Source organism: Oculatella sp. LEGE 06141 (assembly GCF_015207605.1).
Classification (GTDB): Bacteria; Cyanobacteriota; Cyanobacteriia; order Elainellales; family Elainellaceae; genus Oculatella.
The window spans coordinates 38,248-53,600 of record NZ_JADEWO010000045.1 but is presented as its reverse complement, the minus strand read 5'-3'; the positions used below and the strand labels follow the sequence as shown (position 1 = coordinate 53,600).

At 51.1% G+C, this 15,353-nt stretch carries 12 protein-coding genes; 8 read left to right on the top strand and 4 right to left on the bottom strand.

Annotated features, from left to right (window positions below):
• The 3 genes from IQ268_RS32395 to IQ268_RS23810 form a co-directional block, all read left to right on the top strand.
• Nucleotides 1-214, top strand: a 214-nt coding sequence (locus IQ268_RS32395) for a hypothetical protein (RefSeq protein ID WP_228035666.1), incomplete at its 5' end; no start/stop codon positions are given.
• Nucleotides 215-930: 716 nt separating this feature from the next.
• Nucleotides 931-4,566 (top strand): methionine synthase, encoded by a 3,636-nt coding sequence (metH, locus tag IQ268_RS23815; protein ID WP_193884413.1) that lies wholly within the window; start codon nt 931-933, stop codon nt 4,564-4,566.
• Nucleotides 4,566-5,138: a YbhB/YbcL family Raf kinase inhibitor-like protein gene (locus tag IQ268_RS23810; protein WP_193884411.1), complete on the top strand. Its 573-nt coding sequence runs from the start codon at nt 4,566-4,568 to the stop codon at nt 5,136-5,138. The genes metH and IQ268_RS23810 overlap by 1 nt, the downstream gene beginning before the upstream one ends.
• On the opposite strand, the gene IQ268_RS23805 is transcribed toward IQ268_RS23810, so the two are convergent.
• Both IQ268_RS23805 and IQ268_RS23800 read right to left on the bottom strand, forming a co-directional pair.
• Nucleotides 5,135-5,479: a YbjQ family protein gene (locus IQ268_RS23805; RefSeq protein ID WP_193884409.1), complete on the bottom strand. Its 345-nt coding sequence runs from the start codon at nt 5,477-5,479 to the stop codon at nt 5,135-5,137. The genes IQ268_RS23810 and IQ268_RS23805 overlap by 4 nt on opposite strands.
• A 102-nt stretch (nt 5,480-5,581) precedes the next feature.
• A complete protein-coding gene (locus tag IQ268_RS23800; protein ID WP_193884407.1) occupies nt 5,582-5,950 on the bottom strand; it encodes a phage holin family protein in 369 nt (122 codons plus the stop codon).
• 389 nt (nt 5,951-6,339) lie between these two features.
• Between IQ268_RS23800 and IQ268_RS23795 the strand changes: the two genes are divergently transcribed.
• The gene (locus IQ268_RS23795) at nt 6,340-7,053 is read left to right on the top strand and encodes a hypothetical protein (RefSeq protein ID WP_228035665.1); all 714 of its coding nucleotides are present in this window, start codon (nt 6,340-6,342) and stop codon (nt 7,051-7,053) included.
• 74 nt (nt 7,054-7,127) lie between these two features.
• Here IQ268_RS23795 and IQ268_RS23790 read toward each other — a convergent pair whose 3' ends face one another.
• Together IQ268_RS23790 and IQ268_RS23785 are read right to left on the bottom strand one after the other, a co-directional pair.
• Entirely contained in the window at nt 7,128-9,395 is a 2,268-nt protein-coding gene (locus tag IQ268_RS23790; RefSeq protein WP_193884403.1) for a PAS domain S-box protein, read from the bottom strand.
• A 530-nt stretch (nt 9,396-9,925) separates the two neighbouring features.
• A complete protein-coding gene (locus IQ268_RS23785; protein WP_193884401.1) occupies nt 9,926-10,759 on the bottom strand; it encodes an aldo/keto reductase in 834 nt (277 codons plus the stop codon).
• Between the two features lie 263 nt (nt 10,760-11,022).
• On the opposite strand from IQ268_RS23785, the gene IQ268_RS23780 reads away from it, so the two are divergent.
• The 4 genes from IQ268_RS23780 (at nt 11,023) to IQ268_RS23765 (ending at nt 15,349) form a co-directional block, all read left to right on the top strand.
• Nucleotides 11,023-13,284 carry a heavy metal translocating P-type ATPase gene (locus IQ268_RS23780; RefSeq protein ID WP_193884399.1) on the top strand — a complete coding sequence of 754 codons (2,262 nt, stop codon included), beginning with the start codon at nt 11,023-11,025 and terminating at the stop codon, nt 13,282-13,284.
• A 38-nt stretch (nt 13,285-13,322) separates the two neighbouring features.
• Nucleotides 13,323-13,562, top strand: coding sequence for a hypothetical protein (locus IQ268_RS23775; protein ID WP_193884397.1), 240 nt, complete (start codon nt 13,323-13,325; stop codon nt 13,560-13,562).
• A 107-nt stretch (nt 13,563-13,669) separates the two neighbouring features.
• The gene (ubiG, locus tag IQ268_RS23770; protein WP_228035664.1) at nt 13,670-14,449 is read left to right on the top strand and encodes a bifunctional 2-polyprenyl-6-hydroxyphenol methylase/3-demethylubiquinol 3-O-methyltransferase UbiG; all 780 of its coding nucleotides are present in this window, start codon (nt 13,670-13,672) and stop codon (nt 14,447-14,449) included.
• 300 nt (nt 14,450-14,749) lie between these two features.
• Nucleotides 14,750-15,349 (top strand): hypothetical protein, encoded by a 600-nt coding sequence (locus tag IQ268_RS23765; protein WP_193884395.1) that lies wholly within the window; start codon nt 14,750-14,752, stop codon nt 15,347-15,349.
• Nucleotides 15,350-15,353: the final 4 nt, after the last annotated feature.

The following is a 15,353-nucleotide window of genomic DNA, read 5'->3' as shown; positions in this document are numbered from 1 at the left end:
ACCTGCACCCGTACAGCCACCCGCCCAACCTGCCCCATCACCCACGCCCCCGCAACAGGCACCTCAGCCGCAGGTGCCCCAGCAACCCATTACACCACCGACTCAACCCACACCACCCGTTCAACTACCAGCCCCAACTCAACCTGCACCCGTGCAACCCACACCACAGCCGCAGCTTCCACAGCTTGAGCCACAACCGTTGCGGCCATTTTAACAACGCTTTGATAACAGGCGATCGCTGCTGCTTGGTGCAATAGCCGCGATCGCCCCGATCACAGCTTGGCCATAGCGAAAGCGCCAGACACTTCTAAGGAAGGCTGGCGCTTTCGCATTTATTCACAGGGTATAGTCAAGGTCTTTATATAAGCTGACCTCGATTGAACATAAACAGTGTGGCAGAACTTTTTCGAGTTGACCATTTCCGTAAGCTTTCTTTAGGATTTTGCGGCGAGTATACCTGAGACAATTGACTTGCAATGAAGTGTTACAAACACCCCTCGGATTTGGGAATCAGGAAGGCAGCCAGAATGGTGGCGCGATCGCCCTACCCCTCGTTCGCTCAGCCCACATCAACCGCGCGGCAACTCGATATACTGGTTGAGTAACAATATATTAACTACAGGTCACTACAAGGGTTAACGGCGCTGCTGTCCAGGGTGCTTTTTCAGATGGCCTGTCTTCTGATAATTCCTAAATCTTCCAACCCTGGGGTACTTCGCAGGTTCAGCCATTCCTTAGCCTCGGAGAATTCGGGAGCGAATGCATCCTGTAATTTTGTAACATCGATGGCAGGTCTTCCAGGCACTCCTGTTCTGGATGACAGTAAAAATGCTGCTTCTCTCCCCAGAATTGAGAAGAGGTTGATAATCTACTAAAAGCGGTTTAAGTAAAGCGGTTTAAGTCGTCTGCAAGTTGGTAACTCGTTGCACTATGTCTAGCCTATTTTTAGAACGCCTCTACAGTTCCGATCGCCCCGTCCTGGTATTTGATGGAGCAATGGGTACCTCGCTACAAACTCAAAACCTGACGGCAGAAGACTTTGGCGGGGCAGAATATGAAGGCTGTAACGAATATTTAGTGCATACCAAACCCGATGCCGTGAAGCAGGTTCATCGCGAGTTCCTGGCGGCGGGCGCAGATGTGATTGAAACCGACACGTTTGGCGCAATGTCGATCGTTTTGGCCGAATATGACCTGGCCGATATTGCTTATACGCTCAACAAAGATGCGGCAGCTTTAGCCAGGGAGGTCGCCGCCGAATTTTCTACACCAGAAAAGCCCCGATTTGTAGCGGGTTCAATTGGCCCTACCACGAAGCTGCCAACGCTGGGGCACATCGACTTCGACACCATGAAAGCGTCTTACGCAGAGCAAGCAAACGGGTTGTATGACGGGGGCGTCGATTTATTTATTGTTGAAACCTGTCAAGACGTACTGCAAATTAAAGCAGCGCTGAATGCGATCGAAGAGGTGTTTGCCCAGAAAGGTGAGCGACGACCGTTGATGGTTTCCGTCACGATGGAACAGCAGGGCACTATGCTGGTGGGTTCCGATGCGGCGGCAATGTTAACCATTTTAGAACCCTATCCGATCGATATCTTGGGGTTGAACTGTGCCACGGGTCCCGATCGCATGGCTGAACATATTCGCTATCTTTCGGCCAACTCTCCCTTTGTGATTTCCTGCATTCCCAATGCGGGCATCCCCGAAAATGTAGGGGGTCACGCCCATTACAAGCTCACACCAATCGAGCTGCGGATGGCGTTGATGCATTTTGTTGAAGATTTAGGCGTTCAGGTGATAGGAGGATGCTGCGGCACCCGACCCGACCACATTCAACAACTGGCAGAGCTGGCACCGACGTTAGCACCCAAGGCACGCGAAGTCAGGCAATCTGCGATCGCCCTGCTAGAGCAAGACCCCACCCATTCCACTAATGGAGCGATCGATTCGCCTCGTCCCGCTTTAAGCTATACGCCATCCGCCGCTTCTATTTATACCTCCCAAACCTACGACCAGGACAACTCGTTTTTAATCGTTGGCGAGCGGTTAAATGCCAGCGGCTCTAAAAAGTGCCGCGATTTGCTCAATGCCGAAGACTGGGATGGGTTAGTGTCTCTGGCGAAGGCGCAGGTGCGGGAAGGGGCACACATTCTGGATGTCAACGTGGATTATGTTGGGCGGGATGGCGTGCGAGACATGCGAGAACTGGTGTCGCGCCTGGTTACCAATGTTACGATTCCCCTCATGCTCGACTCCACCGAGTGGCAAAAGATGGAGGCCGGGTTAAAGGTGGCAGGCGGCAAATGTTTGCTGAACTCCACCAACTATGAAGATGGAGATGAGCGCTTCTTTAAAGTGCTGGAACTGGCGAAGCAGTACGGGGCTGGGGTTGTCGTTGGCACTATTGATGAAGAGGGTATGGCGCGATCGGCAGACCGCAAATTTGCGATCGCTCAACGTGCCTATCGGGATGCGCTGGAATATGGCATCCCGGCGCATGAACTGTTTTACGATCCGCTGGCCTTGCCCATTTCGACGGGAATTGAAGAAGACCGGGTCAATGCCAGAGAAACCATCCATGCGATTCGGCAGATTCGGCAAGACCTGCCTGGGGTTCACATTGTTTTAGGCGTTTCCAATGTGTCGTTTGGTCTAAATCCGGCAGCACGGATGGTATTAAACTCAGTCTTTTTGCATCTGACGATGGAAGCTGGGTTAGATGCAGCGATCGTCAGCGCCGCCAAGATTTTGCCCCTGGCGAAAATTGATCCGCAGCATCAAGAAGTGTGCCGTCAACTGATCTTTGATGAACGTCGATTTGAGGGCAATGTCTGCGTTTACGATCCATTGACCGAACTTACCCAGCTATTTGAAGGCGCTACAACCAAGCGCGATCGCTCTCAAGATGAACACCTGCCGCTAGACCAACGGCTGAAGCAGCACATCATTGATGGCGAGCGAATTGGGCTGGAAGAGGTGTTAGAAAAAGCGTTGAAGCAATATCCACCCCTGGAAATTATCAACACTTTCTTGCTCGATGGCATGAAGGTGGTTGGGGAACTGTTTGGTTCGGGGCAAATGCAACTACCCTTTGTGTTGCAATCGGCGGAAACCATGAAAGCAGCCGTGGCTTACCTTGAGCCGTTTATGGAGAAGAAAGAGTCGGGGCAATCTAAGGGGGTTGTGGTGATTGCCACCGTAAAGGGTGACGTTCATGATATTGGCAAAAACCTGGTTGATATCATTCTTAGCAACAACGGCTACAAGGTGATCAACATCGGTATTAAACAGTCTGTTGACAACATCATTGAAGCTTACGAAGCGCACCAGGCCGATTGTATTGCCATGAGCGGTTTGCTGGTGAAATCGACCGCGTTTATGAAAGAAAATCTGGAGGTGTTTAACCAGCGAGGTATTACGGTTCCGGTAATTTTGGGGGGGGCTGCACTCACGCCCAAGTTTGTCTATGAAGACTGCCAGAACAGCTACAACGGGCGGGTAATTTACGGCAAGGATGCCTTTTCTGACCTGCACTTTATGGATAAGCTAATGCCTGCCAAGGTATCCGGTCAGTGGGATAATCTTCAGGGCTTTTTGAATGAAGACAATACACCGCTAAAGGTGAAGAGTCCGCCGTTAGAGGACTCCGAATCAACGGGAGATAGCAACGCTGAGGAGGCGATGGCCGAACCCAACATCATCGATACCGAGCGATCGGCAGCGGTTGCCGTAGACATCGATCGACCCGTACCACCGTTCTGGGGCAGCAAGGTATTACAGCCGCAAGACATTCCGCTGGAAGAGGTGTTTGCTTATCTCGATTTGCAAGCGCTCATTGCCGGACAATGGCAGTTCCGCAAGCCTAAAGACCAGTCGCGCGAGGAATACAACGCTTTCTTAGCTGAGAAGGTTCATCCCATTCTGGAAACCTGGAAATACCGGATTGTAGAGGAACAATTGCTGCATCCACAGGTGGTGTATGGCTACTTCCCCTGTCAGGCGGAGGGTAATTCACTGCATCTGTATCATCCAGCTGTAATGGAATCATCTGATGCAGCGCGGGAGGCGATCGCCACATTCACGTTCCCCCGGCAGCGATCGATGCGCCGCCTTTGTATTGCGGACTTTTTTGCCCCCAGAGAGTCCGGCCAGATAGACGTTTTCCCGATGCAAGCGGTAACGGTGGGCGAGGTTGCGACCACGTTTGCCAAGCAGTTATTTGATGCGAATCAATACACCGATTACCTCTACTTCCACGGGTTAGCGGTGCAGGTGGCGGAGGCCGTGGCCGAGTGGACCCATGCCCGTATTCGACAGGAGCTAGGGTTTGCGGCTGAGGAACCCAGCGCCATTCGTGATGTGTTAGCCCAACGGTATCGCGGTTCTCGCTTTAGTTTTGGGTATCCGGCCTGTCCTAATATTCAAGACCAGTACACGCTGCTGGATTTGTTGGATGCGGGACGGATTAACCTGCACATGGACGAAAGCGAACAGCTTTATCCAGAGCAATCTACTACGGCGATCGTGGCGTATCATCCGGCGGCAAAATACTTTAGTGCATAATGACAGGACGACGACCGTTTCTACACTACAGCCGCTATTTAGTCGGCTTGATTGGGTTTGTACTCATTGGCTGTAATGGCAATAGTGATGGAGATGAACTCCAGGCTCCCAAAACAATGAGGCTCGATTCAGTCTTTGCGGCGGCAGACCAGATTCCAGTCCAGTACACCTGCGAGGGCGAGAATCGTTCACCTGCTTTAAGCTGGGACGCACCGCCCACCGGAACCGAGAGTTTAGCCCTCATTGTAAGCGACCCGGATGCGCCTGGAAAACCTTTTATCCATTGGGTACTGTATGATCTGCCGCCCGATCTGCGTCAATTGCCCGCAGGGTTGGAGAAACAACCGTTCTTGCTGGATGGCGGCCTTCAGGGAAAGAACGATTTTAACGAATATGGTTACGGTGGCCCCTGCCCACCCAGCGGCAGCCATCGCTATTTTTTCAGGCTCTATGCATTGGATACCCACTTGAATTTGCCGCCCGGTACCACAAAGACTGATGTGGTAGAGGCGATGCAGGGGCATGTGTTGGCGGGTGCTGAACTAATGGGACGCTATCAGCGTCAGCGTTAGCGGCGATCTTGAGGATTTTGCAGCTTGACGGCTGTCCCAGTTGCCGTAATCAACAACAAGGCTCCAGTCTGATCGATGTTAATGGTGCCGGTGTCTATTTCAATGCCAATTACTGCATTGGCACCCAGGCGATCGGCTCGTTTTGCCAGTTCATCGAGGGCATCTTGTTGTCCCCGTTGAAAGACACGTTCGTAACTGCCTGTACGTCCGCCAATGATATCTCGAATGCCAGCGAAGAAGTCGCGCAGAGCGTTGCTACCGTAAACGACTTCCGCCGTTACAATGCCCAAATATTGCTCGACGATCGCCCCTTGAATGACATCCGTTGTCGATAGAATCATGAGTCTCTAGTTCTACGTTGCTCTATAGCTTCAGTCTATAGCAGGGCTTGTGCGCTGGAGTAGAACGATGAGAATTTGAGGAGTGGCAATTAAAGCATCCTCTCAGGTCATAATGCCAAAAGCGCCCAGGATTCCAGACAAAATGGAATTGATGATGCTAAGGGCGATCGCACCCAAAATGGCGCTGCCAAATCCCCAGCGCAGGCGGAAGCCCTCAACAATCCAGGCCGCCAGCCCAAAAATAATGGCATTGAGAACAATCAAAAATAGCCCCAATGTGAGGATGGTTAACGGTAATGCCAGCCAAAATAAAACGGGTTTGACCAGACCGTTTAGCAAGCCAAATACGACAGCGGCAATGACTGCTTTGCCAAAATCATCAATCTCGATTCCCAGCGGCAATTTAGAGATAATGAGTAGGCTTACGGCAGTCACCAGTGATGTAACAATGAATCCAATTAGTGTTTCCATAATGGTTGAGGTCGGTTGTATTACATCAGTCTTTAGGCCAGCGGTGACGATACTTATGACAACAATACTTATGACAACAATACAACAGCTATGACGACAATGAAGTTGGGGGCGATCGCTTCAATCGCAGCCAGTCTTTATGATCTTTCCCTGCAAGTCGGCTACTTACAATCGCTACTTACGACTGTAGCTACTGTGACTGTTGCAGATTTAGGGCATCAAAACAGATATTGTTTACAGAAATAAAGATTCTCCAGCAACAAAGATTTAACCTGCTCACCCAAGGCTGAGGTTTGCTCAACGGGGTTGCTTTCGCGCGTCTTTTACAAAGCATTGTTCTGCCGAGCCAGAGCTATAGCGGCATGGTATTCTTCTCGACATGAATATCCATGAAACATAGTATGAACTTCAATCAGCTAGGGTATGCTGTCTGTTTTAGTTTACTAACAGGTAGTTCCAGCATCGCAACAGCCACCGCTCTTGACCTTGCAACATCTACAAACGGCTCCAATTTAAACGCTGCTGATGCTCCAGCAGTGCAAATTGCCCAAGATTTGACCGGGCAATGCCGTCAAACTCGGCGGTTAGAGCGAGTTTACAGTGCCGCCGATCTGGCTTCATCTCGCGTTGTGGATATTCAACCGGGGACACCGGTAACGCTTGCTGGTGTTCCGAATCAACCCAGTTTTGGCTGGATACGGATTAGCTTCCCCAACACAGGCTACATTCAAACCGTCTTTCTCGCTTCCTGCGGCACCACTCCTACCCCTTTCCCTTCTCCCAGCCCTGCTCCATCTCCTGCTCCATCTCCTGCTCCATCTCCTGCTCCTCAAGGAAGCACCTGTGGAGTGGCAGAAACCGTTTTGGCCATCAAAACGGAACCCAGTACCCAGGCGGCTAACACGGGACGATTTGTAGAAGTAGGGCAAGGGTTCAGAATTGTAGGCGATCGCCAGTTTCAATCTCAACCGCCCAGCGAAGCTGGTCGCGCCTGGGTGCGAATCAACCGATCCGATATTACAGGATGGGTTGCCGAAACGGGGCCAGATGGCGTTGGACGCAACTTCAGGCGTGTAACTTGCTCCAGTGTGGGCATTCAATAGGTCGGCAGGGTAATGTTCCCTCCCTGGTCTATGATTTCAAACCTCTTCGATACGGACTCGCCAGCAGGTAGTGGCTACGATCGCAGTTCATTAAGCTTGGACTGCGATGCTTGCAATGCTTGCTCGGTGCGTTTGCGATCGGTAATGTCCAGGCAAATACCGCTGAGTTTAACGGGTTTACCCGCACTGTTATACGTTGGACGGCCAAATATCCAGATCCAGTGAGTGCTACCGTCATTCCATACACAGCGACATTCGGTTTCAACATCGGTATGGGTTTGCACCCCTTGCTGCATTAACTGACGCACCTGTTCCTGGTCGTCGGAGTGAATCCGTTCAAAAAACGTTTGGGCAGAAAGTTCCGCATCGGCCAGGGAACCCAGGTTGGCCTTAAACTGCTCGGAACCCAGCATCCCCCCAGTTTCAAGTTCCCATTCCCAGGAGCCAAGCTTGGCGGCCTGAAGCACTAAGTTTAATCGCCGTTCTGCCTGTTTCCGTTCTACAATTTCCGTCACCAGTTCGTCATTGATTTGGCGCAATTCTGCCGTGCGGATTGCAACCCGTTGCTCTAGTTCAGCGTTGAGCCGATGCGTGGCCGCTTCAGCCTGTTTGCGATCGGTAATATCACACCCAACGCTTTGAACTTCAATAACCTGGTTGCGATCGTCAAAAATAGCCCGGTTCGTCCACTGCAACCAGCGCAACTCTCCCTTTGCCGTCCGTTCCGCCTGTTCTGTTGTAAAAACAGGGTTTGACCTGGATACCGTTTTCAACATGTCTTTTCCGTGTTGACAATCCATGCTGAAGGGCAGAACCAGGCTTGGATCGTGTGATGCCCCAATTTGCAGGTCAAAGAAACGGCAAAAGGCTTCGTTAACAAAGCAAAACGTGCCATCGGGTAACCAGCGACAGACGAGTTCAGTCTGGTCTTCAACAATGGCGCGATAGCGTGCTTCGCTTTGGCGTAGAGCGGTTTCAGCCTGTTTTCGTTCGGTAATATCTTCTGCAATGCCCACTAAACGATAGGCTTCACCCGCTGAGTTAATTACTGGAAACGAGCGATCGTGTACCCACCGCACATCGCCATTGGGTTTAATGATCCGATACTCCATATCAACGCCATTGCCACTCGACTCCAACCCCATGTTGTGTTCTACAAAGGCGCGATCATCTGGATGAACGATTTCTAACAAAAAGAATGGGTTTTCATAGAAGTACTCGCTGTCGTATCCCCATACCCGTTCGCAAGCCGGACTGACATAAATGTAGCGTTCCAGGATCGGGTCACAGAGCCAAAATAACTCTCGAATATTTTCGGCCAGTTGGCGAAACTTCTCTTCGCTTTGATACAGCTCACCTTCAGTTTGCTTGCGTTCTGTGATATCACGCACAAAGCTTTGAATAGCCAGCCGATCCTCATATTCAATGATTTGAGCGCTAATTTCGACCGGAATTTCAGACTGATTTTTGCGCCGATAGACATGCTCAAATACAACGTCGCCATCCCTCTCTAACCGCTGATAAATTGTGGTGCGGTAGGCCGAATCCATCGGAGCTTCAATATCATCAATGGTTAATTGAAATAGCTCTTTGCGAGAGTATCCTAGCTGTCTGGCCGCATTCCAATTGGCATTGAGAATCACTCCAGTGGAAACATCGATGATTAAAATGGCATCTGTTGCGGCATCAAAGAGAAATCGATACTTTTCTTCCGATGCCTGTAGCGCCATCAAGGCTCGTTGCCGATCGTTGATATCCTTTGCGGTAAATATAATGGCCTCAACGTTACCATCAGCACCGCGAATTGGGCTAAAGGTATAGTGGTAGGCTTTGCTTTGTTGGTAAATAGTGGGAAGCAACACTTCCCCGCTAATGGGTTTCTTGCGTTCAATAACAGCTTCACGTTGGGCATTAAAAAGCTCAACCGTTTCCTGGGGCAACTCTAAATCTTGAAACGATTTGCCTAAAAGAGAAGTCCGTTCAACGCCTAGAACTTCTGTACTGGCAACGTTTGAGTAGGTGTAGCGACCTAATCGATCTTGAACAAAAACCACATCAGATGAGGCCAAAAGAATATCGTCGAGGAACCCTATCAACTGTTGGTCAACCGGGCTTGCAAACAGATCATTCAGAGTGTCGGGGAGAGGATCGCTAACGGGTTGCGGTGCTGGTACAGCGTGGGACTGGGTGAGAAAGACATCGATCGCCTGTTCTAATGTTGAAACGCGATCGACTGTAGCAGCGTCTAGATCAAACTGTTGACAGAACCCAGAGATTGATTGCATCAGGGCTGCTGCCTGTTCCTGAATTGCAGTTAGCTGTTGCTTAAACGCATCAGTCATGATCCTGCTCTGGCTAAACTAAACGTTAATTTGGTTTTGGGTTGCGAACGCATGGATCACAGGGGGTTTGGAGTCGTTCTGGTTATACCCGGTTTACGCGACTAATTTCACTCATTCTAAAGGAATGAGCAAGTGAACCGTGTGTCAATACGTTCAATCAATCTGTTTGTAGGATTGGTTCGGGTGCATCTGCTTCAGAGGATTAAAGTACTCAACCCAACTCGAACCGCACCCTAATCCCGCAGTGGGGGGACTTCCGAACCCATTCTGTTTCAAAGTCCTTTCGAATTGGGGGATTTAAGGAGCGAACAGTACATTTGATACCTTATAAAACAACCTTTAAGGGATAGTTTAGTATACGGCTATTGTTTGCCTAGCAGCATCGGCGCAATGGCTAACGATACAGGGCTGACTGGATGGCTACCTGGGTTGCTTGCACCGCTATCTGCTGAGATACAACAGGAATTACACCGTGTAAAACACCTCGCCTTAGCCTCGATCGCACCATGTTGGACATCTTTAAGGATTGCCTACAGCATTTCAAGGGCAACTCGACGAGAAGGGGGTGGAAACGCATCGTCTAAAGACTTCATCTCATCTGGAGTGAGCTGGAGATCAAGAGCGGCCCGGTTCTGCTCAACATGAGCGATAGTGCTAGATTTGGGAATGACAATGACATTCTGTTGCTGGAGTAGCCACGCGATCGCCACCTGTGCTGGAGTCACTCCCCGCTGTTGCGCCAGGGTTTGCAATAGGCGATTTGTGAGCAAGCGCCCCTGTTCTACAGGCGAGTAGGCCATGATTGGAATGTGACGTTGTCGGCACCACGGCAGCAGTTCCCATTCAACTCCTCGCCGCGTCAAGTTATAAAGCACTTGATTGGTTGCGATCGCCTCTCCTCCTGGCAAGGCACTGGCCTGTTCCATGTCCTCCACATCAAAATTGCTGACCCCATAATCCCGGATTTTGCCCGCTTGCTGAAGCGCTTGAAACGCCTCCAGCGTTTCCGATAGCGGCACCGAACCCGGCCAATGCAGCAAGTAGAGATCAAGATAGTCTGTTTTAAGCCGCTTCAAGCTGCGTTCACAAGCGGCGATCGCCCCCTGCCGACTGGCATTATAAGGGTATACCTTGCTAACCAAAAACACCGAGGCACGACGCTGAGCGATCGCTTCGGCAATGACGGTTTCGGCTCCGCCTTCGCCATACATCTCGGCGGTGTCAATCAACGTCACACCCAGATCCAGCCCATGACGCAGCGCGGCGACCTCATGCGATCGCTGACTGGCCACTTCCCCCATTCTCCAGGTGCCCATTCCCAACACTGGAATGGATTGGCCGGATGGTAGATTAAGGTGTCTCATGGGTTACCTCCAAATAGGACATCGACACTCGCATCAACGCAGAAGTTCTTCTATTTCGATGGGCGATTTTTCATGCTAACGCACACCAACCCTCATTTTGGAGTGCGATCGGTTTAACCCTGTTGCAGAGAATTAGCCGATTGCCGATCCAGGCGTTATCCCCCCTTGACTCTCCAGTTGACTGTAGGCTTCAAGATAGAAACAGTAATCAAGGAAGGGGCGATCATCCTGGCGATCGCTTCACCACTTCGGCGGGTAGACCTATGGAAACTGTCACTCTTAAACTACGAGGCATGAGCTGTGCTGCCTGTGCTAGCAATATTGAAGCAGCGATTCGTGCTGTTCCTGGAGTGAGTGACTGTCATGTCAATTTCGGGGCGGAACAAGCGGCTGTCGAGTATGCGCCCCGAACCACAAGCCTGGAAACGATTCAGCACGCAGTAGAGGAGGCAGGCTACTCGGCGTATTCATTACCCGATCCGCTCACGGATTCGGGTGAGGATGAGGCTGAACAGGCGATGCGCCAAAAAGCCTCGCGGATCTTGCTTCGCAAAGTGGTGGTGGGCGGCATTGTCAGCGGCATTCTGGTGTTCGGTTCCTTACCGATGATGACCGGGTTGAATCTGCCGTTCATTCCCATGTGGCTGCATCATCCGTGGTTGCAATGGCTGCTGACGACACCGGTGCAATTTTGGTGCGGATACTCGTTCTATATCAACACCTGGAAAGCCTTCAAGCGCCACACGGCAACGATGGACACGTTGATTGCCCTGGGAACGAGCGCCGCTTATTTCTATTCGGTGGTGGTGACGTTGTTTCCCGCCTTTTTCCTGAATCAAGGATTAGCCCCTGAGGTATATTACGAAACAGCCGCAGTGGTGATTACGCTCATCTTGCTGGGGCGGTGGTTAGAACAACGTGCCCGGAGGCAGACCTCGGAAGCGATTCGCAAGCTAATTGGCTTACAGGCTCGCACCGCTCGGCTGGTGCGCGATGGACGAGAAGTAGACGTGCCGATTGAAGCAGTGCAGATTGGCGATATTGTTCTGGTTCGTCCGGGTGAAAAGATTCCGGTAGATGGCGAGGTGGTTGACGGCACATCAACGATCGACGAGTCGATGGTGACGGGTGAAAGTTTGCCCGTAAGCAAGCATTCCGGCGATGAGGTAATTGGAGCCACGTTCAACAAAACGGGCAGCTTTACCTTCCGGGCGATGCGCGTGGGCAAAGACACTGTTCTGGCTCAAATTGTGCAACTGGTGCAGCAGGCTCAAGGATCTAAAGCGCCGATTCAACGATTGGCCGACCAGGTCACTCGCTGGTTTGTTCCGGCAGTGATGGCGATCGCCGTTCTCACCTTTATCATCTGGTTTAACGCGACGGGCAACCTGACTCTGGCCTTGATCACCACCATCGGCGTGTTGATCATCGCCTGCCCCTGTGCCTTGGGGCTGGCCACTCCCACATCGGTCATGGTAGGCACGGGCAAAGGAGCGGAAAACGGCATCTTAATTAAAGGAGCCGAAAGCTTAGAACTGCTTCATACGATCAAAACCATTGTGTTAGACAAAACAGGAACGCTGACGCAGGGACAACCTACCGTCACGGATTTTGTCAGCGTTAACGGCACGGCCAACCACAACGAACAGACACTCATTCAGTTGGCGGCCTCGGTTGAGCGACGGTCTGAACATCCCCTGGCCGAAGCGGTGGTTCGCTATGCAGAATCGCAAGAGGTGCAGCCCGTGGAGGTTGAGGTATTTGAAGCGATCGCCGGAAGTGGTGTTCAGGGCACCGTGTCCCGTCGTCTGGTTCAAATTGGCACCCAGCGCTGGCTCTCTGAACTGGGAATTGAAACGCGATCGCTGGCTACCCATCAGGAAAAACTGGAATATTTAGGAAAAACCGTGATCTGGATTGCAGTGGACGGAGCGGTTGAGGGTGTGATGGGCATTTCGGATGCGCTGAAGCCTTCTTCTGCGGCGGCAGTACGCTACCTGAAACGGCTTGGGTTGGATGTGGTGATGCTGACCGGAGACAACGAGCGCACCGCCAAGACGATCGCCCATGAGGTTGGAATTGAGCGGGTTTTTGCCCAAGTGCGCCCCGACCAAAAGGCCAGCATTGTGCAAAAGTTGCAAGCCGAAGGCAAAGGGGTGGCAATGGTGGGGGATGGCATCAACGATGCGCCTGCCCTGGCTCAGGCTGATGTGGGAATGGCGATTGGTACGGGCACTGATGTGGCGATCGCGGCCAGTGACATCACCCTGATTTCTGGCGATCTGCGCGGTATTGTGACGGCGATTCAGCTTTCCCATGCAACGATCCGCAACATTCGCCAAAACCTGTTCTTTGCCTTTATCTACAACGTGGCTGGAATTCCGATCGCCGCTGGGATTCTGTTTCCCGTCTTTGGCTGGCTGCTAAATCCTATTGTGGCTGGGGCGGCAATGGCCTTCAGCTCTATTTCGGTGGTGACGAATGCGCTGCGGTTACGCCGTTTTCAACCCAAGTCGATTCACTAAACCTGTCTTTGCAGTTCTTTGCAGTAGAGGAAAACAGGATGAAATCAACACTTTTGGCAACCCTGGCCGGGGTGGGACTGATAGTTGGCACTGGCAGGGGGGCGATCGCGCAAATGCCGCAGCACATGGACGAATCGTCTGGTTCCACAGCTCCAACTGAAGTCTTTCGCTCCATTGAACAACCCCTGGCAATTAAAGCTGGCGTAACGCTCGGCGGGGTAGCCCTCATTGGAGCAGAATTGTGGTGGTTTTTGTTCAGCAAACCTAAAAGCCAATAGCCTCATTTCTATTTCAGTGGCAATCGTTTGTATATGTACTTGCCACACCGTTGCAGCATTGAATCTTTAGGTCAATTAAAGACTTCATCACTAAAAAATCAGAGATAATGGCGATCGACCAACGATCGGCTCTTAACTGCATGAAGAAAAACGACTTAGAATTTTACGATCTAAGTGCAGAGCAATGGTGGAACCAGGATTCTAAAATTTACGCACTTCACCATTTAAACAAGCCGCGTTTTGAATTTTTCGATCGCTACGTTTCAGATTGGCAAAACCTGAATGTGTTAGACGTTGGCTGCGGTGGCGGTTTCTCCTGCGAATTTATGGCGGCACGCCAAGCCGTTGTATCCGGAATGGATCAGTCGCAAAAATGCATTGATGCTGCGCAGAAACACGCTGCTACAAACGGCTTTGCCATCAATTACTGCTGTGCCATGGCAGAAGAAATGCCCTATGCCGATCATACGTTTGATGTTGTGGTCTGTGTGGATGTCTTAGAACATGTCGAGAACGTCTACTGCGTGCTATCAGAAATTTCTCGAATTTTGAAACCGAATGGCTTATTTTTTTTTGATACTATCAACCGCAACTTCAAGTCGAAATTGGTCATGATCTGGTTGATGGAAAATATCTTAGGTGAAATCCAGAAAGGCGTTCACGATTGGAATAAGTTCATTACACTCGATGAACTGCATGAACTGCTGCACAAAACTGGATTTGGTCAGGTAGATATTAAAGGATTTGATCTGTTTGGGGATGCGTTTCGGTTGAACCTGGCTAGTTACTTGAACTATAAAAAGACCGGGCTACCCAATGTGGCAATTAACGACGACACATCCATTAACTACATTGGCAAAGCGACTAAGAGGATGCTTGAACCGTAGCAACGGTGCTGCTTTCATCCCCTGATTCCTCAACGTTGTGAGACTTCGAACGTTCGGAATTGCCAGCGTAAGGTGAGTATGGCGGGTTGCCTCACCGAGCTGCAGAGTGTGGATTTTGAACCCCCATCTATCCTCCCAAAATTCCGCAGGCTGAGCGTAGCCCACACTGGCGCATCGGAGAATCAGCGTTCAGGATGTTGCCAAAATCTTTCCGGTAGTAGAGCTGTCAATCCTCAGAGATTGGTTATTCTATGGTGGAAGTAGATTAGTTGTATTCAACACTCACATTTAGCGATCGCCATGCTTTCACAAATTGTGCGCCCAATGGTTCGCACCCAGATCCGTCTACTGGCTAACAGTCAGGCTACCCGCTCCACCCTGGTATCCACGATCGCCCAGTGGCTCGGTTTTTTGGGGGTTCACGCTCAAGTAACTCAGCTCGATGCAGCATCCGACAAAATTCAGGTTTCGATTACAGTAGGCAAACCCGAGAGCTGCGACGCTCACGATTGGGAGCGGATTTTGCAAAACCTTAGCCGTAGCCAGACGAACGGGGAAGGGACACTCCCATCCGTGGCACACATGACCCAGCAGCAGCAAAGCAAACTTCAGCGGTTGTTGGCCTATGTGGTTCAGGTGGGCGACCCTAACGCTTCTGCGGATTGGGAACTGCTTTATCCGCAACTGCAAGCGATCGGGTTTGAGGAAACGACCCTGTTAGGCATCAAATCAGCGCTTAAGGTGCCCCAATCGCTCGACCACCTGATGGAAAACCTCGACTCGGATGTAGCCGCCATTGCCCTACCTAAAGCTGTCAGCATTGCATTACTCGATCGGCAGGTTAACCCTTCGGAAGACAAGGCGTTGTCGGTGCTGCTGGACGCAATGAAACGCCAATAGTAAG

Coding starts and splice junctions, on each gene's coding strand:
- metH (WP_193884413.1), top strand. CDS start 931: ATGTCTAGCCTATTTTTAGAACGCCTCTACAGTTCCGATCGCCCCGTC.
- IQ268_RS23810 (WP_193884411.1), top strand. CDS start 4,566: ATGACAGGACGACGACCGTTTCTACACTACAGCCGCTATTTAGTCGGC.
- IQ268_RS23805 (WP_193884409.1), bottom strand. CDS start 5,479: ATGATTCTATCGACAACGGATGTCATTCAAGGGGCGATCGTCGAGCAA.
- IQ268_RS23800 (WP_193884407.1), bottom strand. CDS start 5,950: ATGGAAACACTAATTGGATTCATTGTTACATCACTGGTGACTGCCGTA.
- IQ268_RS23795 (WP_228035665.1), top strand. CDS start 6,340: ATGAAACATAGTATGAACTTCAATCAGCTAGGGTATGCTGTCTGTTTT.
- IQ268_RS23790 (WP_193884403.1), bottom strand. CDS start 9,395: ATGACTGATGCGTTTAAGCAACAGCTAACTGCAATTCAGGAACAGGCA.
- IQ268_RS23785 (WP_193884401.1), bottom strand. CDS start 10,759: ATGAGACACCTTAATCTACCATCCGGCCAATCCATTCCAGTGTTGGGA.
- IQ268_RS23780 (WP_193884399.1), top strand. CDS start 11,023: ATGGAAACTGTCACTCTTAAACTACGAGGCATGAGCTGTGCTGCCTGT.
- IQ268_RS23775 (WP_193884397.1), top strand. CDS start 13,323: ATGAAATCAACACTTTTGGCAACCCTGGCCGGGGTGGGACTGATAGTT.
- ubiG (WP_228035664.1), top strand. CDS start 13,670: ATGGCGATCGACCAACGATCGGCTCTTAACTGCATGAAGAAAAACGAC.
- IQ268_RS23765 (WP_193884395.1), top strand. CDS start 14,750: ATGCTTTCACAAATTGTGCGCCCAATGGTTCGCACCCAGATCCGTCTA.